We start from the raw sequence: 24,534 nt of genomic DNA on the forward strand, positions 1-24,534 counted from the left end.
CCTTAAATTATAAAACGATTGAAGAATTTAATCAACAAAAAATTAGTTATAAAAATGTAGCTTAACTAATACTCCTATTTTTGTTTGCATATCCATGTTAGTCTGTATAATCAATTAGGAAGAATTTTTTTACTTAAAAATAAATTGGATAGTTCTGTTATATATTTAAATAAATCTGAGGAACTAATTAAGAAATATAAAATTCCTTATACCTATAGTACTGATCAAATTTATGGGGAATATTTTATCAAAATTGGAGATAGCATTAAAGCTATCTTTCATTATGAAAAGGCTTTAAAAAATACAATTGATTTAAATATACCTAAAGAATCCCAAGAATTACACTATACTTTAGCTTCTTTATATAAAAAAAATAATATAGAAAAATATACCCAACATTATAATCAATTTACAGAATTAAAAAATACTTATGATAATAACAATGCCGTTTTATCTTCAAAAGTATTAGAATATCTTATAGATTCAGAAAAAGATAAAATAAAGCATCAAAAAGATATATACACATATATTGGAATAATAATTTTATTGCTTGGAATAGGTTATTTACTGTTTAATTTAAGAAGAGTAAAACTATATAAAATTAGACTAAAAAATAAACGAGAAATTATTTCTAAGAATGAGAATATAATTCATGATTTACATGAAAAAATTGACGATAATAGCTTAGAAAGATTATTTGAATTAGCTAAAAAAAATTCGCCTGAATTTTTAGTATTATTTACTGACGTTTATCCTGACTTTATAAACACATTAAAAAAACAAGATTCACATATTAAAAATTCAGAAATTATATTTTGTGCTATGCTATATTTAAATTTCTCTTCAAAAGATATTGCTGAATATACTTTTGTAACACCGAGAGCTGTCCAAATAAGAAAGAATAGATTAAGAAATAAGTATAAAATTAATTCTAATGAAGATTTAAATAAATGGATGAGAGATCTTAAATAAGATCATTCATATCACTATAATTCTTTTCATTCTTATTTTACTCCTTCTCACAAATCTTCCTTCTATTAAAATTGAATATTATCTAAAAATCATTTTAATAGGCTACCAATTACAACTTAAAAAAAGAATAATTAATAGAAATACATAATGGTATAAAACTACATTCCATTCCATTATGTGTTTTACAAAAATCTAACATACAACAATTTAGACAAATGAGATACCTGTGTGATAGGTGATTTATTTTAAAATTAAAAGATGGTATATACATTTGACAAACATTTTTAATTTCTCTTAAACAATTGAATACTAAATAGAAAAAAAATCTATACAGTACATACTGTTGAGTGTCATTTTAAATCAAAATCAAATTTATACTAACCAATATAATATATAATCCATGAATTGTAAAACATCCTTTTTAATTATTCTCATTAGCTGTAAAGTTTATTGTCAAGTCGGAATAAACACAAAAAATCCTCGAGCCACTTTAGAAGTTGTATCCAACTCTAATACTAGCTCATCAAAAAACTTAGAAATAAACAATGCAAATAATAATCAGATTATAGCAGTATATGATAATGGAAACTTTGAATTTAATGGAGCTTTAATACCAAATTCTAGTGCAGGAAAAACAGGAGAATATCTTTTCTCAAAAGGTGCAAACAATGCGCCTGTCTGGAAAAGTATTTTGCCTGAGAATAGCAAACAGTTATATGACATTTTTAATGTTCAACAATATAATGATAATGGAAACTATACTGCCAAAACATGGAATAAAATTAGAATTCAACAAATAATGATTCCTCTTGATCCTACTATGGGTTCGTGGAGTAATAATGAATTTACAGTATCTAAAGAAGGTATTTATTACATATCTGTTGCTTTAGAAATGTCTAGTGGTACTATTTTGAATACTGATCAATCAAAGCTAAGAATTAAAACGAATAATAAAACTACACAAATAAATTCAGCAACAACTCAATCAGGTGCTTCTAATCCTACCGTATATTTTGAAAATTCTAATGCAGAAATTACACTTTTATTAAAAAAAGGTGATAAGATTTGGTTTGAAGCATATAGTCCTGCATCATGGAAACTAGGTAGTGCTGTTTTTCATTTAAGATTTGCAGAAAGTATATAATATTAAAAAATGAAAAAAATGAAAAAAGTATTATATTTTATAACCATATTATTCCCTATTATAATTTTTAGTCAGGTAGGAATCGGTACTGAATATCCGTCAGCAATGTTAGATATTGTACCAAAAAGTAATAGTAATTATACATTAAAATTAAAAAATGGAGCAAATGAAGAAGTCTCAAATATTGACAATAATGGAAATGTATACTTTAAAGGTGCATTAAAAAGTAATGGAAATGCAGGTACTGATGGTTATCTATTAGAATCGAGAGGAGTAAATGAGAGCCCAATTTGGGTTGATGCTAATCAAACAGTAGTATATAAATATGTAACCATTGGTTATAATGCAGTCAATACTAATGAATCTTCACAAGTAAATGCTGACAGTGAAAAATTAATTAATTTTACAACAAACACACCATTAGTTAACAGCTCTGAAATAGGAACTTGGAATACTACAACATTAAAATATACAACTAAAAAGGATGGTATATATGAAGTATTAGTAAACATAAACGCTAACACTTCAGCTTCTACAACAAATAGAAAAGGAATATTAACAATACATATGGGAAGTGCTAAACAATTGTTTTGGGGATCTAATATTATTGATAGTAATACTTCTGTTGATTATACGGGAAAAGTTACTCGATATTTAGCAAAAGGAGTAGATATATATATAACAGTAAATATGACAACTGCATGGAAATATAATTATAGTGCTATTAATATTAACTATTCTCCTAAAACCAATTAAAATGAAACATATATATATACTAGTACTTTTAAGTATTAACTCCATTACCTATTCTCAAGTAGGTATTAATACAGATACTCCAACTGCTGCATTAGAAGTAATATCAAAAACTACCCTTCAAAATGATATAATTTTTCAATCAACTAATTCTAATAATAATAAATTATTATCAGTTCAAAACAATGGAGACATTGACTTTACTAAAGCATTAATGCCTAATGGTGATCCAGGAAAAAATTCTCTTTATTTAGTTTCCCAAGGCGAGGACTCTCCTCCTATTTGGCAAAGTCTTCCAAAGGGAGCAACTGTTCAAATATTAAGTGCTCAAAATGATGTAACTTCAACAACCAAAGTATCTATTGATATTTCACCAACAATTAAATTTCCAATATTAAATTCATCATTGGATGCAACTTTTGGTGTTTGGAATTCAACAAATAATAGATTTACTGTATCAAAAAAAGGAGTTTATTTAGTAACTGCTGGTATTGACACTATAGATATGAGAAGTAGCAATGACAAACCAAATCCATCAGCAAATTTAGCTTTATTTATATTTGCAGGTCCTAATTCATATACAGGACAAGGAATTGTATATAAGGACAATTCTAACTATAATTATTCTGCTGTTGTATCAAATTATTTTATTCTAGAAAAAGGAAATTATATTCAGATTGTAGCATCATCAGGGAATTCTTCTTGGTATCAAGGTCCATCATTTCTTTCTATCTCATATACTGAACTTCCTTAATAAGATAAATTAAAAGTAGATTAATAAAATTTATAAAGCTTAACTAAACTATTTAGTTAAGCTTTTATAATTATTAACTATTTATAATCTTGTTTTATCTCTTTTTCTAAACTTAATACATGCAAAAACTGTAAACTTTCTATTTACAAACGCTTTATCTATCTTCTCTCTTTTAATATTTTATTAGGCTTTTTTTAAATAAAATATTAAATTTTTATTAAAAAAGCGTCTCACTGTTTTCTATTTAAAATTAAACCTATATTTTTGTCGTGAATGAATAACTACCTAGTAAAACATATTGTCGGAATATTTTTCTCGATGCTTTTGATGTTCAGTACGAACCTTCAAGGGCTTGCTGGGTATATTGATTATACTATAAAATTAGAAGAAAAAGCTAACCATGATTCGGATAAAAAGGATTCGAAAGCTTTATTCTCTCAAACTTCTACTGAAGAAGAAAACAATCAAAAAAACAATTCTTCGAAAGAAATCACAGAAAAGATTCAATATTTTCATCAAATTAATTTATTTACTTTTTTTGATGCAAAACAAAAATCTTTTTCTAACTATTATCATTCGGACGATTATACCTCAACAAATAATGGGGTAACTACACCGCCTCCCGAATTTATTTAAGCTCAATTTAATCATTTATTAAACTCATCCTTCCATATTTGGAATAAGGATTGTTTAGTTATTATTTTTTAGTGTTAAATAAATCATTTAAAATTCTTTATGAATCTTTTTCAAAATTGGAAAAAGGACATACCAGCGAGTATTGTTGTCTTTTTCGTTGCATTACCTTTATGTTTAGGTGTTGCGTTAGCTAGTGGAGCGCCTGTTTTTTCTGGTATTATTGCCGGTATTGTTGGTGGAATTGTTGTTGGATTAATTTCTAAATCGCCAATTGGTGTTTCGGGACCAGCAGCAGGTTTAGTTGTTATTGTATTGAATGCAATTACAGATTTAGGCGCATACGAATTATTTCTTGTAGCTGTAGTTATTGCAGGTATTTTTCAGATATTATTAGGAATACTAAAAGCCGGTGTTATTGGTTATTATTTTCCTTCATCTGTTATCAAAGGAATGCTTTGTGCCATTGGTATTTCTATCTTTTTAAAACAAATTCCATTAGCATTAGGTTACACGGGAGAATTCTCTTTGAGTAGTTTTGATATTAGCAATATTTCTAGTGGAGCCATTGTAATTACAATCATTTCATTATTTATCTTAATTTTTTGGGATAATATTTTAGCCAAAAAATCTAACTTTTTCAAGTTATTACCAGGTTCTTTAGTTGCCGTTTTAGTTGGTATTATTTACCAAGTTACAATTGGTGGAACAAACCATGATGTGTTTGCAATTGACGAAAATTTATTGGTAAAAGTTCCCGTACCAACTAGTGTTACCGATTTTATTGGACAATTTACTTTTCCTGATTTTGCTTCAGGATTAACAAATCCATTGGTTTGGCAAGTTGCCTTTACAATTGCAATTGTTGCATCATTAGAATCTTTATTATCAGTAGAAGCAACAGATAAATTAGATCCATTAAAACGTCAAACGCCTACAAATCGTGAGTTAATTGCGCAAGGTATTGGTAATACATTCGCAGGTTTTATTGGTGGTTTACCTGTAACACAAGTAATTGTACGTTCGTCTGCAAATGCGATGAGCGGAGGTGTTTCTAAATTATCTACAATAACACATGGTATATTGTTATTAGTTAGTGTTATTTCAATTCCGATGTTTCTTAACTTAATTCCGAATGCAGTTTTAGCTTCAGTTTTATTGGTTATTGGATACAAATTAGGAAATCCAAAACAATTTTTGGACATGAAAAAGTTAGGAAAAGATCAATTAATTCCTTTCGCGGTTACTGTTATTGCAATTTTAGCAACAGATTTGTTAAAAGGTATCATCATCGGTTTAGTGGTTGGTGTTGTGGTTTCTTTAATCAAATCGTACAACAACTCGCACGTAATGTTGGTAAAAGACGGAAATGTATTTCACATGAATTTTGCCGAAGAAGTAACTTTTGTTAACCGTGGTGCAATTGTAAAAGAATTAGATGGTTTAGAGCCAGGATCTAACTTAGAATTAGATGTTCGTAAAACCAAGATTTTAGATTATGATATTATTGAATATCTGGATGAATTTAAAGTAAAAGCAAAAAATAATAACATCAACATTCGATTAATTTCTGAACGCGGAACGGTTGATAATCCAGAATCTTTTAGAGAATTTTTTGGATACGTTTTAGTCGCAGGAGCACATTAATCAAACTCAAATTAAATCTATTTTTTTAAAAATAAATACAATATAAAATGAAAACACAATCGTCAACAACACAAGCAAATATAAATCCAGAAAAAGCATTCGAAATATTAAAACAAGGTAACTTAAGATTTGTCCAAAATCTGAAAGCCAATAGAGATTTACTATCACAAGTAAACGATACAAAAGAAGGACAATGGCCTTTTGCTGTCGTATTAAGTTGTATTGATAGCCGCACATCTGCCGAGCTTATTTTTGATCAAGGTTTAGGTGATATTTTTAGTGTAAGAATTGCAGGAAACTTTGTAAATCAAGATATTTTAGGCTCTATGGAATTTGGTTGTAATGTAGCTGGTTCTAAATTGATTGTTGTTTTAGGACACTCTAAATGTGGAGCTTTAAAAGGTGGATTAGATTCTGACGCTATTCGCACAACAGGAATGAATAATCTTAGCCATTTAGTTGATCATTTCAATCCAATTATCGATGAAATTATCAAAGATGGTGAGGATCGTTCTTCTAAAAATGCAGATTTATTAGAAAGATTAAATCATCAAAACGTTAAACAAACAATAGCAGATATTCGTAATCAAAGCCCAACATTAAATGCTTTGGAAAGTGAGGGTAAAATTAAAATTGTAGGTGCAAATTATAATGTAGAAACAGGTGTTGTAACTTGGTCTTAAAAATAATATAACCTTTTAAATAAAGATTTTTATCAATGTAAAATCCACTCAAAATTTTGAGTGGATTTTTTTATTTTCTCGGTAATTCCTTCAAAAAATGATAACGTTTTTCTTCGAAATTCATCACACAATAAAAATGATTTAAACCATTTGTAACCATCAAAAATTGGCTTCCTAACACAATATTGTAACGCGCAATTTGATCGAAAGTAGCTTGAGAAATTGGAACATTTGTCGCTTTACATTCAACCATTATCAATGGTTTTTCTTGTTGATAAACAACAATATCCGCACGTTTTCGCATTCCATTTATCGGAATTGGTACTTCTAATGCAATTGCTGATGAAGAATAACCTAAATCGTCCATCAAAAATTTCAAGACATGTTGTCTCACCCACTCCTCGGGCGTATAAATCATCCAATTTTTTCGAATCAAGCAAAAGATATACAATTTATCTTGGGCTTGTTTCAATCTTATTTGGTAATTTTCGGGAAAATTTAATTGTACTAATTCAGTCATTATATGAGTCCTGTAGAATCTTTAGTCAAAGATATAAAAAACAAAAATTTTAAACCGATTTACTTCTTAGCTGGCGACGAACCTTTTTTTATCGATCAGATTACAGATTTGCTAGAAGCCAATGTGTTGACAGAGGAAGAAAAAGGTTTTAACCAAACAATTGTTTACGGACAAGATATAGAAGTTGGACAATTAATTTCTATGGCGCGTCAGTTTCCCATGGGTGCGGACAAAGCTGTGGTTATTGTAAAAGAAGCACAACATCTTAGCCGAACGATAGAACAGTTAGAAATGTACGCGAATCAAGTACAAGATTCTACTGTTTTGGTCATCAATTACAAAGGAAATTCGTTAGATAAACGTAAAAAAATCTACAAGGTTCTGAATGAAAAAGGTTATTATCACGAATTTAAACGCATTTACGAAAGTGAAATTCCTGCTTGGATTGAGCAAAAAGTAGCAACTCATCAATTTAAAATTGAACAAAAAGCAAAGTTTTTATTAACGCAACATGTTGGTGCAGATTTATCGCGATTGAATAATGAATTAGAAAAATTATTTACAATTGCAGGAAACGATAAAACAATTACCGAAGATCATATCGAGCAACACATCGGAATTAGTAAAGATTATAATGTTTTTGAATTGAGAAATGCCATCGAAACTAGAAACATCGAAAAAGCATTTACGATTATCAAATATTTTGAGAAAAATCCGAAAGATAATCCCTACGTTGTATCAATTACCACAATTTTTAATCTGTTTACAAATATCATTCAAATTCATATTACAGCAGATAAATCAAAACAAAACTTGGCAAAAGTATTGGGAATAAACCCGTTCTTTGTGCAAGGAATGCTAAATGCGGCAAATAATTATCCTTTGAAAAAAGCAACACGAATGATTTCTATTATTCGCGAATATGATTTGAAAGGAAAAGGTGTTGGCACAACTGGTAATGTTACGCCTAGCCAATTATTAATCGAATTAATTTATAAGATTATCAATCTATAATAATTCGTAAACAAGACAAACTAAATAAGATTAACTAAATTTGTAAAAAATAAAACTCACAATGGAAAATAACGTTAGAGATGTCATCATCATTGGTTCTGGACCTGCAGGATATACAGCTGCAATTTACGCTGCACGCGCAAACATGAATCCATTGATTTTAACAGGAATGGAGCCAGGTGGACAATTAACAACAACGACTGAAGTTGAGAATTTCCCAGGTTATCCAGAAGCTGTTACTGGTCCTGAAATGATGGCTGATTTACAAAAACAAGCTGAACGTTTCGGAACTGAAATAAAATATGAATATGTAACTGAAATTACTTTTGGAGAAAAAGAAGGTGATGTACATACTTTGAAATCTAATACTGCTGAATATCAAGCAAAATCTATCATTATTTGTACTGGTGCAACTGCAAAATATTTAGGTTTAGATGACGAGAAAAAGTATGCTGGTAGCGGAGTTTCGGCTTGTGCAACTTGCGATGGTTTCTTTTATCGTGGTAAAGATGTAGCTGTTGTTGGTGGTGGAGATACTGCTGCAGAAGAAGCTACATATTTATCAAAACTTTGTAATAAAGTGTATTTATTGGTTCGTAAAGATGAAATGAAAGCTTCTAAAGCGATGCAACATCGTGTTGAACATACACCAAATTTAGAGGTTTTATACAACCACGAATTACTTGGTTTAGAAGGAAATAATGTTGTTGAGAAAGCAAAAATCATCAATAACTTAACAAATGTAGAAAGTGAATTAATTGTAGATGGAGTTTTTATCGCAATTGGTCACAAACCAAATACTGATTTATTTAAAGGTAAATTAGATATGGACGAAACAGGGTATTTAATTACTCAAAATCGTGCATATAACACAAATATTCCTGGTGTATTTGCTGCAGGTGATGTACAAGATTCTGTTTACAGACAAGCAATTACTGCTGCTGGTTCTGGATGTTCTGCTGCTTTAGATGCTGAACGTTATGTTGCAGAATTTTTTGAAGAAGTCTAAAAAAATAACTTTTATTTATACAAAAAGCAGTACATTTTTATAATTGTACTGCTTTTTTTGATTTTATTGATTAATATAATTTTTTATTCTATTATAAATTTAATATTTTAAACAATATACTATAAGAGATAGTAAATAATTTTTTAATTAAAATTTATAATAAAACCTTTCTATAACTAAAATTAAAACACTTAAATCCGATTACATTTTTCTCGTACCAAAACGGCTACAACACCTAAAATTAATACATCGTCATCTTCTTTTACTTGTACACAATCATTGTATTTTGGATTTAGTGCAACCAATTTATTATTTAGTTTATCAAATCGTTTCAGCGTATAATCTGTTTTATTTACCGACACAATAATATCATCATTATGCATCGGCGTTAAATCTGTTCGAATGATTAATACGTCATTTTTTTGATAATACGGATGCATCGAATCTCCTCCTACTACAATCAAAAAAGTAGATTCGGGATGCGTTAAATAACGTTCGTCCAAGCTAATTTTATCATCTATAAAATCTTCTGCTGGCGAAGGAAATCCTGCATTTACAAAACCATAATTAGAAACATAATGTTTTTCACCGTTCAATTTTATGGCATGTATATTTAGCTCTTTGCGCTGTATTTTCATCATTTTTAATTTAATAGACAATCAATAAATCTTTCCATTTTGTGGTATAACAAGGCGATAAACGCTCTTGCCGCATTTTCCAAGTACGTTCTAAATCTTGCGAAGCTAATTTAACTTTTGCCGCGCCAAATTTTTTATTCAAACCATCCATTGCTTTCATTAAATTTGGATGACGAATATTTTCTTCTTCAAAAAGTGATAATTGTTTTTGATCCGAAGAAACTAATCCAGATACAATAATACCAGCTTTTTTATACTGATAACCTTCTTTGTAAATCTGCTCGAATGCTTTTATTGCAAACTTGGATAAAGTTATACTTGAGTTAGATTGATACGGTAAATTAACGGATATAGATCTAAAATACTGCGGTTTATCTTTATCAAAATTATTGGTCTGAATAAAAAGTGTGAGTAAATTACAAGACGAATTTTGTTTGCGCAATTTTTCTGCACAACTTACTGCAAATGTAGAAACACGTTCTTTTACATACTCAAAATCGTTGGTATATTTTTCAAAACTTCTTGTTGTTGCAATGCTTTTTTTAGGCGAAATTGTATCTAAATCGAGTACAGATTTTCCTAACAATTCTTTCTTTAAACGTAAACCAACAACAGAAAATTCTTTTCTAATGTAATCGTCTGCTAAATTCACAAAATCTATTGCTTTGTTAACGCCAATCATTCGTAATCTTCTAGAAAAACGTCGGCCAATTCCCCAAATATCTTCAATATCAACCCATTTTAAAGCTTTGTGTATTTGTTCTTCTGTCTTAATAATATAAACGCCATTGTGATGTTTCGGAAATTTTTTCGCGATATGATTAGCAAGTTTTGCAAGTGCTTTAGATGGCGCAATTCCTACGCAAACGGGTAATTTGGTAAATTGATAAACTCTTGACCGAATTTCTTCTCCATATTTTAAAAGATCATATCGCTCAAAACCATCTAATTTTAAGAAACATTCATCAACCGAATAAATTTCTTGATTAGGCGAATAATTGCTCAAAATATTCATCACACGATTACTCATATCTGCATATAATTGATAATTAGAAGAAAATACATGTACTTTATTTTTTTCAAAAAAAGCTTGAAACTTATGTGCTGGCGCGCCCATTGGTACACCAATAATTTTAGCTTCGCTAGAGCGCGAAATAACACAACCATCATTATTAGACAATACAACAATTGGTTGATTGATTAACTTTGGCTCGAAAACGCGGTGACAACTTGCGTAAAAATTATTACAATCTATCAATGCAAACATGTTACAAATTTGAGAAGATTAAACGCTACAAGGTGTCGTTGTAAATGTTAATTTAAAAATAAAAAACCACTCGATTGAGTGGTTAATGATTAATTTTTAATCTTATATTTTTTATGTAAATCCTTTATTACAACGCTTGGTTCGTAAACGGTTTGGTATTTTATTGGTCTATCTTTCTTAAAATATTTAATTTTTAACCACGTATCATTGTTGTCTAATTTTGTATAACTGTTACTTTTTTCAAGAACTTTATCGTTTACAGTACTCAAAATTGCAAAATAATCAAAGCCATTTTTTTGTCCTAATTCTGCTGCTCTCAATAAAGCATAATCATAGGTTTTGTCTTTTTTATTATACTCATTTCCATCAAAACCAATTGTATATGTATCATTTGAAACTTTTTCTTCTGTGTATCCACCACTACCATTGTCTTTTTGGTAAGCAACAGCTTTGCTATTGTTACAACTTGCTACAGAAACTAAAATCGCGATAGCAAATAAAAATTGTATTCCTTTTTTCATAATATTTAAAATTGATTAAGATTCATTAACAAAAGTTATACCTCAACCTACTATTATTTATAATTTCTAAATATTTTCTTAAAAAGAAATCTCTTTATCAAGTTAATTAAACTCTAAATCTAACTTATTAAGCTCTTTATCAATCCATTTACAAACAAATAAAACGTTCTTATTTAACAATGTATTAACATAGTATTTCTAACAAAAATCATTTAAGTTTTAATGCTTTATCAGAATAACTCGCCTATTTTTGTAGCTCAATTATAAGTAATGAATAAATTAGAAAAATTTTTATTTTCTACCAGAACCATGTCGGTCTTGCTTTTTATTTACGCAATATCGATGGGTTACGCTACTTTCATCGAAAATGACTACGATACAGCAACTGCAAAAGCTGTTATTTACGAAGCAAAGTGGTTTGAGGTATTAATGGTTTGGTTGATTGTTCTCTTTTTGATGAACATCAAACGTTACCGATTATGGTCAAAAGAAAAACTGCCCTTATTGGTTTTTCACCTAGCTTTCCTATTCATTTTTATTGGAGGTGGAATTACACGTTACATCAGTTTTGAAGGAGAAATGCCAATTGCTGAAGGTGCTACAAGTAACGAAATTACGTCGTACAAATCCTATTTTAAAATGATGGTTGATGATGGCACGCAACGTTTAGCATACGACAATCATCAATATAACATGACTTATTTTGATCGAAAAGATAGTACAAACGCACTATTTTACAGACATTTTGAAGGAGAATATCAATTCAAAGATAAAGTCATTCAGTTAAAAACATTTGATTACGTACCTCACGCTTTAGATACAATTATTCGTAAACCAAACGGAATTGATGTTTTAGAATTGGTTACAGTTGGTCAAGAAGGTCGTAAATCTGTCTTCATCAGAAATGGTGAAGTTAAAAGTATCAACGGTACTTTGGTTACTTATAATCGTCCAATGGACGGAACGGTACAAATTTCTGGTTCAGGAGAAAATTTAGTTATAAAATCTCCTTTTGAAGCTGAATATGTACAAATGGCGGGGCAACAAGTTGGTCAAGTTACCGATATTCAGAAATTGCAAGAAGGTGCTGGTAAATTAGAGTTTAATGTACCTGCGGCACTTAAATTACGTTCGTTATATACAATTAACGGAGCGCAATTTGTAGTTCCAAATCCTGCTTTTAAAGGTGAAGTACTTTATCGTCAAGGTTCTAAATTTAAAGCCGAAGAAAAAAACTTACCAGGTGCAATTCGTGCCGAAATTATTGTTGGCGATAAACGCGATACAGTAACTATTGTAGGTGGTAAAGGACAAACAAATTATACGGCAGATGTAACTATTGATGGAATGAATATTTCGTTAGGTTATGGTTCTAAATTAATTAAAACGCCGTTTAGTATTCGTTTAGATGATTTTGTTTTAGACCGTTATCCAGGTTCATCAAATCCATCATCATTCGAATCTAATATTACAGTTATCGATGAAGGAAAAGAAAATAAACACCATATTTATATGAATAATGTAATGGATTATAAAGGTTATCGTTTCTTTCAATCAAGTTATTTTCCAACAGAAGATGGTACAATTTTATCTGTTAACCAAGATTGGTGGGGAACTAATATTACTTATTTAGGTTATTTTATGTTATTTGGAGGAATGTTTGTTTCATTATTTTGGAAAGGAACTCGTTTTATGCAAGTAAACTCATTAATGAAAGGTTTACACACTAAGAAAACAACAATTTTACTTCCATTCTTTTTACTTTCTGGATTAGCTTTTGCGCAACATCCAAGTACAACTGACGGAGGAAAAAGTGGACATCAAAAAATAGAAGCTTCTACAGATAAAGATAAAGCGCATTCGTCTGAACATATTGCAGGTTTTTCTACAAAAATGTCTGATGGAGATGAATTAGCTAAAAATGTTAAAATTCCAGACGAACACGCTGAGAAATTTGGACATCTATTAATACAAGATATCGAAGGACGTATTAAACCAATTAATACACAATCTTTAGAAATCCTTAGAAAAGTTTATAAAAAGGATAAATTTCATGGATTATCTGCAGATAAATGGTTTATTTCTTTGCAATTAGATCCTGCTTATTGGGTAAATGCACCAATGATTGAAGTTGGTGAAAAAGGTGGAGAACGTTTAGCAAAAATTACAAGCGCAAACGAAGAAGGTTACACATCTTTAATGAATTTGATCGATCCAAAAACAACTCGTTTCAAATTAGATAAAGCTTATAACGAAGCCTTTTCGAGAAAACCATCAGAACGTTCAAAATTTGATGAAGAAGTTATTAAAGTAACAGAACGTTTCAATATTTTAGATCAAACAGCAAAAGGATATCAATTAAAAATAATTCCGGTTCAAAATGATCCATCAGAACGTTGGACATCTTGGATTTATCAGACAAAAGAAAATCCTGTCGAAATTGACACGATGGCGCTTGGTATGATAAGTGTTTATTTTAACATGGTATCAAAAGGTATCGAAAATGGTGATTGGACGCCAGCAGATAATGCTGTAGATTATATAGATAAATACCAACACAAATGGGGAAAAAACGTGGTTCCTTCTCCAACAAAAGTTGAGATTGAGGTGTTGTACAATAAATTCAACGTTTTCTTCTATGTAATGATTGCTTATTCTGTAGTTGGTGGAATTTTAATGATTTTAGCTTTCATTCAATTATTTTCAGACAGTAAAGTTTTACATCGTATCATCAATGTTTGTTTAGTTTTACTTGGAATTATCTTTGTAATGCAAGCAGCTGGTTTGGGTGTTCGTTGGTATTTAACAGGACATGCGCCTTGGTCAAACGGATACGAAGCCATTGTATTTATATCGTGGATTAGTGTATTGGCTGGTTTAGCATTGTACCGTAACCGAAATGCTTTTATTCCAACAACAGGAGCCATGGTTGCTGTTATTATGATGGGATTTGCACACGGAGGTTCTATGTTAGATCCACAAATTACACCATTAGTACCCGTTCTTAAATCGTATTGGTTAATTGTACACGTTGCTATTATTGTATCATCGTATGGTTTCTTTGGTTTGAGCGCAATTTTAGGTGTTTTCTCATTAATTATTATGATGATTAAACCGAACAAAAAGATTGAAATATCGCTGAAAGAAATGGCTTATGTATCAGAAATGTCATTAACAATTGGTATTTATTTATTAGCCGTTGGTACATTTTTAGGAGGTATGTGGGCAAATGAATCTTGGGGACGTTATTGGTCTTGGGATCCAAAAGAAACATGGGCATTTGTATCTGTAATTGTTTATGCAATTGTATTACACATGCGTTTGGTACCAGGATTGAGAGGTAAATTTGCTTTTAATGTTGCTGCTATGTGGGCAATTTGGACTGTAGTAATGACGTATTTTGGCGTTAACTATTACTTATCTGGATTACACTCTTATGCAGCCGGAGATCCAATTCCAATTCCATTTTGGGTTCCTGCAACAGCAGTTGGTATGTTACTTTTAAGCTTTGGAGCGTGGTACTTTCAAAAGAAAATTTATAAAACAAAATAAATATTCAATTCATATCATACAAAAAAGGTCTAAACATTGTTTAGACCTTTTTTTATTAAGTTTATATTTAATTTAAACGTGTTCTATTAAAATTTATAAACAATTGCGTTAATATTAATTATCCGAAAACTAAAGCATCGAAATTTATTTATAGATGATCAAGAAGAAATTATAAACTTTAAAAAACCAGATTGAATACATTCTGAAAATAGAATTGCCATTTGTTTTGAATATGAACTTCAAGATAAAATAGAGAATGGTTTCGAGTATATGGAAGTTTGATGACTATATTTGATAACAATGATTTACTAGCATAAATGATTTTGAAATTAAATAAAGTGAAAGATATTTATAAAACAAAAAAAGCAACTCCATTACAGAGTTGCTCTTTTTTTGAAAAATATTTAAAAAGAATTATTCTTATTTAAAATCAGCGTCCGAAACATTTTTGTTTACTTCTGCCGAAGATATTGTTACTTTTATCGTCTGCGGACCAGTTTCTGCAAGTACTTCTGTTGGAATTAATATCCCATCAAAAGCTTTGTATGATTTATGAAGAGTTGTTGCAACAACATCACCTTGAGGTGTTTTTTGTTTTTGCTCCGTTTTCATTAATAAACCAGTTTTTACATCATAATAATCTGTACGAGAAATATCCGAAGCTACAACTTTATAATATTCTACACCATTTTCAGAAACAATTCCGTCAACTTTTGCAGTTTTATAACCTTCTGATAATGGGACAAACAATGAATTTGTTTTACCTAAAGGCGCAGTCATATCTGCAGGCAAATCCATTTTTTGACCAGCTTGCGACATAAATCCTTTTTGACCATCAAAAACTTGTTTAATTGTCATTCCCATAATCGTGAATTCTGTCACCGTTTTATTTGGTGCAGCAGCTTTAGCCGTATAATCTCCACTCATTCCCATTGTTTCAATTTTACCTTTTTGTAAAAGTGTTTTTACTGCTTTTACTTTATCGGCACCACCAATTGCTTTTAAATAATTGTCTGCAATTTGTGTAACTGTAACATTTGTTGTTTTAGCTTCAATTACAGGTTTTTCTATTTTATTACCATAAGAATCGTAATATGTTACAGGAAAACCTAATTTTTCTAATCCTGGTGCAATTTCTGTCGTTTTACCTGTTACGATAATTTTTGCTTGTTCTGGACGGAAATATTTTTTAGAAACTCGTAAAACATCATCCACTGTAACTGCATTTATATTTTTGATATAATCTGCATAAAAGTTATCCGATAATTTGTTCGTTTTCTTTGTTAAAGCTTGATTAGCGACAGTTTCTGGACGCTCTAAAGTCAAGATAAAGTTACCTAAGAATTTTGCTTTCACATCTTCTAAAGCTTGTTTATCAATTTTAGTTAACGTCATTCCTTTTATCTCTTTCAAAGTCTCAACAACTGCAGAATCAGTTACCTCATTACGTACTGTTGCATTTGTAGAAAAACGACCTATGTAACGAGAATCAGAAACGCCTCCACGTGCACCGTATGTCCAACCATGCGCTTCACGAAGATTCATATTTAATTTTGAATTGAAATCTCCTCCTAAAATTGTAGAGGCAACTTGTGCCGCATAAAAATCAGGATCATTTTTAGTTAAATTAACTGGATAAGCCACTGTTACAACAGATTGTACAGCATTTGGCATATTAATGATATCTAACTCTGTTTTAGAAACTTCTGTAATTTTTGGAAAAGCAGCGATAGTTAATTTTCCAGTTTCCCAGTTATTAAAATTCTTTTCTGCTAACTTTTTAACCTCGCTTGTCGAAATATCTCCAACAACAATTAAATAAGCATTATTTGGTTTGTAATATGTATTGTAATAATTTTTTACATCATCCAATGTTATTTTCTCAATCTGAGCAGGCGTGTCATATTCTGAAAATGGATTATTTTGACCATAAACCAAAAGATTTGTTACACGAGCAGCAGCAGCTTCAACCGATTTTTCATTCGATTTTAAACCTTCGATGTAGCGTTTTTTAACTGCATCAAATTCTTTCTCTGTAAAATTCGGATTTAAAGCTCCATCAGCCATATATCCAAAAATCTCGTTAAAGTATTTTGTTAAAGAACTTGCGCTTGCGCCTTCTTCCCAAAAATTAACACTTGCACCTAAAAACTCGATACGTTTATTAAAATCGTCTTTTGATTTTGTTTTTGTACCTGTTCCTAACATTTCGCTTAATAAAGATTCTGCACCTTTTTTAGTTCCTAAAGCGAATGGCGGATTGTCTATTGTTAAAGTTGCCGAAACACGTGGTAATTTGTGATTTTCTACAACAATTACTGTTAATCCATTTTTTAATTTAAATTCGTTCGATTTTCCAATGTTAACTGTTGGTGCTGGACCAGATTTTGGCATAGGAATCGTAACTTGAGCTTGTATGCTAACTGCCATAAATGCAATGGCAAGCGATAATATCTTTGTTTTCATAATTCGGTCGTTTTTTATTTTGCTGCTTTTTTAGATTCTGGTAAATAGTTAACAATTACACGTTGGTTTTTGTTTAAATACTTTTTAGCAACGTTGCGAATATCTTCTCTCGAAACCGATTGATAGATTTTTAATTCTTCGTTGATATTATTTGTATTTCCTCCCAACATATAAGCATCTGCCAAAGCATGCGCTATATTTTGAACGCCTGATTTTGAAGCAACAAAATCATTTTCGATTGTATTTAAGATTTTTTGGTAATCTTCTTCCGAAATTAAATCTGTTTGTACTTTCTCTATATCTTGTTGTAAATCATTTTCTAATTTATCTAACGGAACATCTCCTTGTGGTAAAACACCAATCGAATAAATTCCATAATCTTCCATTTGACGATTAAAAGCAAAAATTTGTAATGCTTCTTTTTTCTCGTCTACATACTTTTTATATAAAACAGAACTTTTACCTCCAGTTAAATAATTTGATAACATTTCTAATGCATACGCATCTTTTGATTTGTTATCTGCCGTACGATAATTAATTGCTAATAATGGAATCTGAATATTTGAATCATATTCTGTTGCACGAATTTCTTTTGTAATTGGATCTTCTTTTACAACCGTTTTTACGACATCTTTTCCTTTTGGTATAACACCAAAATATTTCTCAATTAATTTCTTTGCTTCATCTGTTCTAAAATCTCCTGCAACTACTAAAACTGCATTATTTGGAACATAAAATGTTTTACTGAAATGTTTAAAATCTTCTAATTTAGCATTACTTAAATCCTCAAATGATCCAATAACACTCCAACGATAAGGATGTTTTTTGAAAACGTGTGGATTGATAGCTTCACCATAAGAAAATCTACCATAAGGTTGATTGTCTAAACGAGATCTTTTTTCCTCTTTTACAACTTCTTTTTGAGTATCTACACCAATTTGATTGATAACTGGCTGACGCAAACGATCAGATTCCATCCACAATCCTAATTCTAAATTATTTGACGGAAAAGTTTCGTAATAATATGTACGATCTGTTGTTGTGTTGGCATTGTTAGATCCTCCATGAGAAGAAACAATCTTAAACCATTCGCCACGTTTGATATTTTCTGTTCCTTCAAACAATAAATGCTCAAAAAAGTGAGCGAAACCAGTTTTTCCAACTTGCTCATCTTTCGATCCAACATGATACATAACACCTGTTGTAACCACAGGAGCTGAATTATCTTGATGAAGGATTACATGCAATCCGTTTGGTAAAGTATACTCATCAAATTTTATTTGCTGACCAAATAATGCTGATCCTGCAAATAATAGAGACATAAAAAGTTTCTTCATTTAGTAGTTTTTATAGTTAACCATTTTTTTAGTATGTAACATTAGTAGCAGATTTAACAAAATTGTTACACCAACTTTACAAAATAATTTTAAAAACAATTAGTAATAATAATTCGTCTATTGATTTAGTAGGCATTTCCATTAATATACATCATTATTTGAGAATATTTCAATAGGCAATGTTTTACTTTTTGATATAGATTTGTAAAAATCGAGTGAATAATGGATATTATCGAATTTTTTGGTTTTGTAGGTGCTTTTTTCATTGGTCTCATTATGGGGATCCTTGGAGGTGGTGGATCTATTTTAGCCGTTCCAATTCTGGCCTATATCTTCCATTACGACGAAAAAGTTGCAACCGCATATTCACTTTGTATTGTCGGTTCTACGGGTTTAATTGGAGGAATAAGACAAGCCGCAAAAAATATGGTGGATTGGAAAGTTGTTCTACAATTTGGTTTACCAGCCGTTATCGGAATTACATTGGTCAGAGCATTTCTTATTCCCGCACTTCCTTCTACTTTATTTCATATTGGTACGTTTAATGTAACACGCCGAATGGCAATGTTTGGTCTTTTTGCTTTTTTAATGGTTTTTGCAGCAATTTCTATGTTAAAAGGTAAAAAAGAAGAAAATCAAGACAATTTTGATAACGAAAAACCAAATCCTGTTCTTATTATTCAAGGTTTTTTAATTGGTAGTTTAACAGGTATGGTTGGCGCAGGCGGCGGATTTTTAATTGTTCCTGCATTGATGATGGTTGCAAAATTAGACATGAAAAAAGCTTCGGCAACCTCTTTGGTTATCATCGCAATTAATTCGCTAATTGGTTTTTTAATTGGCGACGCTTTACATCTAAAAATTGATTGGAGTTTTCTAAGTGTTTTTATCGGAATTTCGATGGTCGGAATTTTAGTCGGAACATTTATTAATAAATATTTACCCGTACAATTCCTTAAAAAAAGTTTTGCTTTTTTCATCATCTTAATGGCAATTTTTATGTTTATAGAAGAATTTATAATTCAATAGTTTATGGAAATTAACGCAGATTTTTGGAACGATAAATACACTAACAATGAAACTGGCTGGGATTTAAAATCTCCTTCTACTCCATTGAAAGAATATATTGATCAAATTCAAAATAAAAACATCAAAATTCTAATACCTGGTTGTGGAAACGCTTACGAGGCTGAATATTTATTAGAACAAGGTTTTACAGCAATTACTTTGGTTGATATTTCGGAAGTTGTGGTTGAAAAAATCAACCAAAAATTTAAAAATAATCCGAATATAAAAGTTATTCATCAAGATTTTTTTGAATTAGACGGACAGTTTGATTTGATTTTAGAACAAACTTTTTTCTGTGCATTACCACCCAATTTAAGACAAGATTATAGTATAAAAGTAAATCAACTTCTTGCAAAAGATGGAAAATTAGTTGGCGTAATGTTTAACCGAGATTTCGGAAATGATTTTCCACCTTTTGGCGGAAATAAAACCGAATATGAAACTTACTTTAATGACTATTTTGACTTTAAAGTAATGGAAAAATGCTACAATTCTATTCCTCCAAGAGCAGAAAATGAATTGTTTATCAACCTAAAAAAGAAACCAAAATAAGCAATGATATCATTCAGCTTATTCCACCTAACTATCAATCTTATTTGATTTTAAATAGAAGAAAAATATTAGAATTCATCTTACATAGAAAATTCTAAATTTTATTATTTGTATTTTTACACACTAAATTTATTCATATGAAAATTGAACAAATCTACACTGGTTGCCTAGCGCAAGGTGCATATTATATAGAAAGTAATGGCGAAGTTGCTATTATTGACCCTCTTAGAGAAACAAAATCATATATCGAACAAGCAACAAAGGATAATGCGAAAATAAAATATATTTTTGAGACGCATTTTCATGCAGATTTTGTTTCGGGACATGTAGATTTAGCAGAAAAAACTGGTGCTACAATTATTTACGGACCAACTGCTCAACCAGATTTCAACGCGCATATTGCAACTGATGGTGAGGTTTTTGCGTTAGGAAATATCACAATTACAGCTTTGCATACGCCTGGTCATACCATGGAAAGTACGACGTATTTATTGAAAGATGAAAACGGAAAAGATGTTGCAATTTTTACTGGTGACACACTATTTATTGGTGATGTTGGTCGTCCAGATTTGGCTCAAAAATTAGATTCAAATTTAACACAAGAAATGTTAGCGGGTTATTTATTTGACTCTTTACGTACTAAAATTATGCCTTTGGCTGATGATATTACGGTTTATCCTGCGCATGGTGCGGGTTCGGCTTGTGGAAAAAATATGAGTAAAGAAACTTTTGATTCTTTAGGTCATCAAAAAGAAGTAAATTATGCGTTAAATCCTGCGTTAACAAAAGAGGAATTTATTACTGAATTAACTTCAGGATTAATGCCTCCTCCATTCTATTTTCCAGAAAATGTAATGATTAATAAAATGGGTGCAGAGTCTTTGGATGATGTAAAAAAACGTGCTAAAAAAGCATTAACGCCAGACGAATTTGTACAAGTTGCAGATGAAACTGGTGCATTAATTTTAGATGTTCGTGATCCGCAAACTTTTGCAGCTGGTTTTATTCCAAACTCAATCAATATCGGAATAAAAGGGCAATTTGCACCTTGGGTTGGGACATTGATTACAGATATTAAACAACCAATTTTAATTGTTGCAGAAGATGGTGGCGAAGACGAAGCAATTACTCGTTTAGCGCGTGTTGGATATGACAATACAATTGGATTTTTGAAAGGTGGTTTTCAGACTTGGTTAGATACTGAGAAAGATTTTGACGAAATTGTATCGGTTTCTCCAGAAGAATTTGCAGAATTAATTGACGAAACAGAATTGAAAGTTTTAGATGTTCGTAAACCAGGAGAATTTTCTACATCTCATGTAGAAGGTGCAATTACAGCGCCATTAGATTTTATTAATGAATCAATGAAATTAATTGATCCAGAAGAAACTTATTTGGTACATTGTGCAGGCGGATATCGTTCGATGATTTTTACGTCTATTTTAAGAGCACGTGGATTCGAGAATTTAATTGATGTTGCTGGTGGATTTGGAAAAATAAAAGAGGTTGAAGGAATTAAAATTGTAGAAGGAATTTCTCCTTGTTCATTAGATTCTAACTCATGTTCAAAGTCATAAACAATTTTAAACAATAAATAACGTTATAGCCTTGATTAAGTCAAGGCTTTTTTTATCTTCGTTAACTAAATTCATTCAATGAAAAATTTAATTATAATTGTTGCTCTTTTTAGTTGCATTTCGTCTTTTTCTCAACAGAAAATACGTGGTGCAGAGGCTTTTACACTTTCTATACCAAAAGGTTTTCAGCGCACAATTGGATTAAATGATTATGCTACAATTCAGTTCGAAAGTCTTTCTCCGAAACCAAATTCGTACGGTTTTGTAATTTTTGAACACAAAGATGAATTAAAATTAGCCGAAGCGCATTTGGATATGATCGATTATACATTAAATTCTATCGAACCATATACCGAAAAACAAGGTTTTAAATACATCAAACAACCTTATATTTCGTACCAAAAAGGGTTTAATTATGCGTATGCAGAATTTGAAACGAATGATCCAGAATCGGGAAATATCTATTTTCTACAAACCGTTATAGAAACAAAATCTTTTATTTATCAAATTTTACAATATTGTAGTTTAGAGAATAAAGACATCATGAAAAATGATTTTGTAACAATCGTTAATAGTTTTAAATTAGATTAATAATATCCTTTATCTTTAAAAAGTAACTAAAAATTTTATGAAAAATATATTCTTTGCTTTTGCAATCGCTTTTACTTTTGCAAGTACCGTAAATGCTCAATCTGCAATAATTGGTGCAGAACCTTTCACTATAAATTTACCTGCTGGATACGAACGCACAATTGGTACAAATGATTTTGCAAGTGTGCAATGGGGAAATGAAGAAACTGAGTCTTACGGATTTGTTATTACAGAGAATCTTGATGAGTTAAAAGCCGGAAATGTTTCGGATAATTTAGAATCTTATATGGATATATCCATTGAAAATTATTCGAGTAATCCTAAGTTTAAATCTTTTGCATCAAAATTATATAAGAATAAAAAAGGACGAGAAACACTTCAAAAACAAATTAGTTATTACAATGAAGAATTAGAATCGACGATTTATTTACAATTCAATATTTTTAAATCAAAGAATTTTATTTATCAAGTTGTAAATTTTGGAAATGAAGATTTTCTTGAAAAATCGAAAGAAAATACAGATTATATTATAAACAATATTGATCTTCCTCAATAACACAAAACCTTCCTAAACTGGAAGGCTTTTATTTTTTTGCTCAATCCAAAGCGACATATATTTTGTACTTTGATTGCTATGATGTTGTAAGATTTGTCCGATAAAATTATGATTTCGATGATTGTTTAAATCTTTAAAAACCAGTTCTATTTTATTTAAAAAGTCATTTTCAAATAGCACTGAATTATAATTTTCATTCAACAATTTTATTCCATTTTGTTGTGCTTTTTTCCATTCAATTTCATTTGTATACAACACAACTGCTTTGTCTACAAAAGCGTCTACATCGTCTACGATAAAACCATTCCAATCCAAATTTTCTTGCATAGCTTCCGCTCCTACAGACGTTGTTACGTTTGGCGTACCAGTTTGCATAGCGTCTACAAATTTACCTTTTACACCAGCTCCAAATTGTATTGGCGCTAATAAAACTTTATAATTAGACATTGTTTTTTGTGCGTCATCTGCTCTACCTTTTATAAAAAAACGCTCTTTTGGATTATTCAATTGAATCACTTTTTGAGTTGGATAAGCGCCATAAATATGCAATTCTGCTTTCGGAAGTTTCTTTTTTAGAATTGGCCAAATTTCAGTTTTAAGTGTTTGAACACAATTAAAATTTGGTTCGTGAATAAAATTACCAATAAACATAAAATGCTCACGAGATTCAAAATTTGCCCAATTATCTACTTTTTCTTTAGTGATAGATTCTTCTAAAAACGGAAGATAATACAACAAACTTTCATCTATTTTGAATTGATTTTGAAGAATCTCTATCTCTTGTTTCGAAATTATTAATGATAAATCACAACGTAAAATAGCCGCGATTTCACGTTTTGCTAAATCCGAAAACAATAAATCATTCGTAAATTCAATTCCTTTTTTTGATGCATTTTGACGCGCATTTCTCAAGAAATGTAAATCTTCTGTATCCAAAATTTTCATTGCATTTGGACATTCATTTGTTACGCGCCAACTGTATTGTTCTTCAATCATAAAACGATCAAAAAGAACAATTTCAGGATTTAAATCACGAACAAAATCATTAAAACTTTCATCATTCAATTTAATTTCAACTTCATTTACCGCTTTGGATTTTAAGTCAAAACTAAAATCAGATTTAGAAGCCGCGCACGCAAATGTAATCTCAAAATTAGCTTTTAAGAAACAATCTACTAACTGAATCATTCGCGTTCCAGCTGCAGAAGAAGTTGGTTCTGGCCAAACTTGCCCGATGATTAAAAGTTTTTTCATCTTGCAAAAATAACCGTTTTAATTCT

22 protein-coding genes are annotated in these 24,534 nt (G+C 30.3%); 15 read left to right on the top strand and 7 right to left on the bottom strand.

Going from position 1 to position 24,534, the window contains the following annotated elements; all coding sequences use genetic code 11:
- Positions 1 to 144: 144 nt before the first annotated feature.
- From BM072_RS15485 to BM072_RS08590, 7 genes are all read left to right on the top strand, one after another.
- Positions 145 to 972, top strand: coding sequence for a hypothetical protein (locus BM072_RS15485; protein WP_177190288.1), 828 nt, complete (start codon positions 145 to 147; stop codon positions 970 to 972).
- A 400-nt stretch (positions 973 to 1,372) separates the two neighbouring features.
- Positions 1,373 to 2,116 carry a hypothetical protein gene (locus BM072_RS08565; RefSeq protein WP_092908257.1) on the top strand — a complete coding sequence of 248 codons (744 nt, stop codon included), beginning with the start codon at positions 1,373 to 1,375 and terminating at the stop codon, positions 2,114 to 2,116.
- 18 nt (positions 2,117 to 2,134) lie between these two features.
- Positions 2,135 to 2,872: a hypothetical protein gene (locus tag BM072_RS08570; protein WP_143080483.1), complete on the top strand. Its 738-nt coding sequence runs from the start codon at positions 2,135 to 2,137 to the stop codon at positions 2,870 to 2,872.
- A gap of 1 nt (position 2,873) precedes the next feature.
- Entirely contained in the window at positions 2,874 to 3,623 is a 750-nt protein-coding gene (locus BM072_RS08575) for a hypothetical protein (protein WP_092908259.1), read from the top strand.
- A gap of 273 nt (positions 3,624 to 3,896) precedes the next feature.
- On the top strand, positions 3,897 to 4,259 hold the full coding sequence (locus BM072_RS08580; RefSeq protein ID WP_125112852.1) for a hypothetical protein: 363 nt from the start codon (positions 3,897 to 3,899) through the stop codon (positions 4,257 to 4,259).
- Between the two features lie 99 nt (positions 4,260 to 4,358).
- Positions 4,359 to 5,903, top strand: coding sequence for a SulP family inorganic anion transporter (locus BM072_RS08585; protein ID WP_092908261.1), 1,545 nt, complete (start codon positions 4,359 to 4,361; stop codon positions 5,901 to 5,903).
- 47 nt (positions 5,904 to 5,950) lie between these two features.
- Complete coding sequence (locus BM072_RS08590; protein ID WP_092908262.1) at positions 5,951 to 6,586, top strand: carbonic anhydrase family protein; 636 nt, start codon at positions 5,951 to 5,953, stop codon at positions 6,584 to 6,586.
- Between the two features lie 70 nt (positions 6,587 to 6,656).
- On the opposite strand, the gene BM072_RS08595 is transcribed toward BM072_RS08590, so the two are convergent.
- On the bottom strand, positions 6,657 to 7,106 hold the full coding sequence (locus tag BM072_RS08595) for a type I restriction enzyme HsdR N-terminal domain-containing protein (RefSeq protein ID WP_092908263.1): 450 nt from the start codon (positions 7,104 to 7,106) through the stop codon (positions 6,657 to 6,659).
- A gap of 3 nt (positions 7,107 to 7,109) precedes the next feature.
- Here BM072_RS08595 and holA point away from each other — a divergent pair, with 3 nt between their 5' ends.
- Together holA and trxB are read left to right on the top strand one after the other, a co-directional pair.
- Entirely contained in the window at positions 7,110 to 8,120 is a 1,011-nt protein-coding gene (gene holA / locus BM072_RS08600) for a DNA polymerase III subunit delta (RefSeq protein ID WP_092908264.1), read from the top strand.
- Positions 8,121 to 8,181: 61 nt separating this feature from the next.
- Positions 8,182 to 9,129: a thioredoxin-disulfide reductase gene (trxB, locus tag BM072_RS08605; protein WP_092908265.1), complete on the top strand. Its 948-nt coding sequence runs from the start codon at positions 8,182 to 8,184 to the stop codon at positions 9,127 to 9,129.
- A 191-nt stretch (positions 9,130 to 9,320) separates the two neighbouring features.
- Here the strand turns inward: trxB and BM072_RS08610 are convergent, their stop codons facing one another.
- From BM072_RS08610 to BM072_RS08620, 3 genes are all read right to left on the bottom strand, one after another.
- Positions 9,321 to 9,770 (bottom strand): LexA family protein, encoded by a 450-nt coding sequence (locus BM072_RS08610; protein WP_092908421.1) that lies wholly within the window; start codon positions 9,768 to 9,770, stop codon positions 9,321 to 9,323.
- Positions 9,771 to 9,777: 7 nt separating this feature from the next.
- The gene (locus BM072_RS08615) at positions 9,778 to 11,034 is read right to left on the bottom strand and encodes a Y-family DNA polymerase (protein WP_092908266.1); all 1,257 of its coding nucleotides are present in this window, start codon (positions 11,032 to 11,034) and stop codon (positions 9,778 to 9,780) included.
- 89 nt (positions 11,035 to 11,123) lie between these two features.
- Positions 11,124 to 11,555, bottom strand: a complete 432-nt coding sequence (locus BM072_RS08620; protein ID WP_092908267.1) for a CC0125/CC1285 family lipoprotein — start codon at positions 11,553 to 11,555, stop codon at positions 11,124 to 11,126.
- Between the two features lie 270 nt (positions 11,556 to 11,825).
- Here BM072_RS08620 and BM072_RS08625 point away from each other — a divergent pair, with 270 nt between their 5' ends.
- Positions 11,826 to 15,107, top strand: a complete 3,282-nt coding sequence (locus BM072_RS08625; protein WP_092908268.1) for a cytochrome c biogenesis protein — start codon at positions 11,826 to 11,828, stop codon at positions 15,105 to 15,107.
- A gap of 420 nt (positions 15,108 to 15,527) precedes the next feature.
- Here the strand turns inward: BM072_RS08625 and BM072_RS08630 are convergent, their stop codons facing one another.
- Positions 15,528 to 17,573: a M16 family metallopeptidase gene (locus BM072_RS08630; RefSeq protein WP_092908269.1), complete on the bottom strand. Its 2,046-nt coding sequence runs from the start codon at positions 17,571 to 17,573 to the stop codon at positions 15,528 to 15,530.
- Between the two features lie 14 nt (positions 17,574 to 17,587).
- Positions 17,588 to 18,910, bottom strand: coding sequence for a M16 family metallopeptidase (locus BM072_RS08635; protein WP_092908270.1), 1,323 nt, complete (start codon positions 18,908 to 18,910; stop codon positions 17,588 to 17,590).
- Positions 18,911 to 19,132: 222 nt separating this feature from the next.
- Here BM072_RS08635 and BM072_RS08640 point away from each other — a divergent pair, with 222 nt between their 5' ends.
- The 5 genes from BM072_RS08640 (at position 19,133) to BM072_RS08660 (ending at position 23,254) form a co-directional block, all read left to right on the top strand.
- Complete coding sequence (locus tag BM072_RS08640) at positions 19,133 to 19,939, top strand: sulfite exporter TauE/SafE family protein (RefSeq protein WP_092908271.1); 807 nt, start codon at positions 19,133 to 19,135, stop codon at positions 19,937 to 19,939.
- Positions 19,940 to 19,942: 3 nt separating this feature from the next.
- Positions 19,943 to 20,530, top strand: coding sequence for a methyltransferase domain-containing protein (locus tag BM072_RS08645; protein WP_092908272.1), 588 nt, complete (start codon positions 19,943 to 19,945; stop codon positions 20,528 to 20,530).
- Between the two features lie 137 nt (positions 20,531 to 20,667).
- Positions 20,668 to 22,107 carry an MBL fold metallo-hydrolase gene (locus tag BM072_RS08650; protein WP_092908273.1) on the top strand — a complete coding sequence of 480 codons (1,440 nt, stop codon included), beginning with the start codon at positions 20,668 to 20,670 and terminating at the stop codon, positions 22,105 to 22,107.
- Positions 22,108 to 22,185: 78 nt separating this feature from the next.
- Positions 22,186 to 22,698, top strand: coding sequence for a hypothetical protein (locus BM072_RS08655; RefSeq protein WP_092908274.1), 513 nt, complete (start codon positions 22,186 to 22,188; stop codon positions 22,696 to 22,698).
- Positions 22,699 to 22,735: 37 nt separating this feature from the next.
- On the top strand, positions 22,736 to 23,254 hold the full coding sequence (locus BM072_RS08660) for a hypothetical protein (RefSeq protein WP_092908275.1): 519 nt from the start codon (positions 22,736 to 22,738) through the stop codon (positions 23,252 to 23,254).
- Between the two features lie 12 nt (positions 23,255 to 23,266).
- Here the strand turns inward: BM072_RS08660 and BM072_RS08665 are convergent, their stop codons facing one another.
- Complete coding sequence (locus tag BM072_RS08665) at positions 23,267 to 24,508, bottom strand: glycosyltransferase (protein WP_092908276.1); 1,242 nt, start codon at positions 24,506 to 24,508, stop codon at positions 23,267 to 23,269.
- Between the last annotated feature and the right edge of the window lie 26 nt (positions 24,509 to 24,534).

The sequence above is a fragment of the Algoriella xinjiangensis genome, assembly GCF_900115015.1.
Taxonomy (GTDB): domain Bacteria; phylum Bacteroidota; class Bacteroidia; order Flavobacteriales; family Weeksellaceae; genus Empedobacter; species Empedobacter xinjiangensis.

Excerpts from the sequence above, each read along its gene's own strand:
- BM072_RS08565 (WP_092908257.1), top strand. The coding sequence starts at position 1,373 with ATGAATTGTAAAACATCCTTTTTAATTATTCTCATTAGCTGTAAAGTT.
- BM072_RS08570 (WP_143080483.1), top strand. The coding sequence starts at position 2,135 with ATGAAAAAAGTATTATATTTTATAACCATATTATTCCCTATTATAATT.
- BM072_RS08575 (WP_092908259.1), top strand. The coding sequence starts at position 2,874 with ATGAAACATATATATATACTAGTACTTTTAAGTATTAACTCCATTACC.
- BM072_RS08580 (WP_125112852.1), top strand. The coding sequence starts at position 3,897 with ATGAATAACTACCTAGTAAAACATATTGTCGGAATATTTTTCTCGATG.
- BM072_RS08585 (WP_092908261.1), top strand. The coding sequence starts at position 4,359 with ATGAATCTTTTTCAAAATTGGAAAAAGGACATACCAGCGAGTATTGTT.
- BM072_RS08590 (WP_092908262.1), top strand. The coding sequence starts at position 5,951 with ATGAAAACACAATCGTCAACAACACAAGCAAATATAAATCCAGAAAAA.
- BM072_RS08595 (WP_092908263.1), bottom strand. The coding sequence starts at position 7,106 with ATGACTGAATTAGTACAATTAAATTTTCCCGAAAATTACCAAATAAGA.
- holA (WP_092908264.1), top strand. The coding sequence starts at position 7,110 with ATGAGTCCTGTAGAATCTTTAGTCAAAGATATAAAAAACAAAAATTTT.
- trxB (WP_092908265.1), top strand. The coding sequence starts at position 8,182 with ATGGAAAATAACGTTAGAGATGTCATCATCATTGGTTCTGGACCTGCA.
- BM072_RS08610 (WP_092908421.1), bottom strand. The coding sequence starts at position 9,770 with ATGATGAAAATACAGCGCAAAGAGCTAAATATACATGCCATAAAATTG.
- BM072_RS08615 (WP_092908266.1), bottom strand. The coding sequence starts at position 11,034 with ATGTTTGCATTGATAGATTGTAATAATTTTTACGCAAGTTGTCACCGC.
- BM072_RS08620 (WP_092908267.1), bottom strand. The coding sequence starts at position 11,555 with ATGAAAAAAGGAATACAATTTTTATTTGCTATCGCGATTTTAGTTTCT.
- BM072_RS08625 (WP_092908268.1), top strand. The coding sequence starts at position 11,826 with ATGAATAAATTAGAAAAATTTTTATTTTCTACCAGAACCATGTCGGTC.
- BM072_RS08630 (WP_092908269.1), bottom strand. The coding sequence starts at position 17,573 with ATGAAAACAAAGATATTATCGCTTGCCATTGCATTTATGGCAGTTAGC.
- BM072_RS08635 (WP_092908270.1), bottom strand. The coding sequence starts at position 18,910 with ATGAAGAAACTTTTTATGTCTCTATTATTTGCAGGATCAGCATTATTT.
- BM072_RS08640 (WP_092908271.1), top strand. The coding sequence starts at position 19,133 with ATGGATATTATCGAATTTTTTGGTTTTGTAGGTGCTTTTTTCATTGGT.
- BM072_RS08645 (WP_092908272.1), top strand. The coding sequence starts at position 19,943 with ATGGAAATTAACGCAGATTTTTGGAACGATAAATACACTAACAATGAA.
- BM072_RS08650 (WP_092908273.1), top strand. The coding sequence starts at position 20,668 with ATGAAAATTGAACAAATCTACACTGGTTGCCTAGCGCAAGGTGCATAT.
- BM072_RS08655 (WP_092908274.1), top strand. The coding sequence starts at position 22,186 with ATGAAAAATTTAATTATAATTGTTGCTCTTTTTAGTTGCATTTCGTCT.
- BM072_RS08660 (WP_092908275.1), top strand. The coding sequence starts at position 22,736 with ATGAAAAATATATTCTTTGCTTTTGCAATCGCTTTTACTTTTGCAAGT.
- BM072_RS08665 (WP_092908276.1), bottom strand. The coding sequence starts at position 24,508 with ATGAAAAAACTTTTAATCATCGGGCAAGTTTGGCCAGAACCAACTTCT.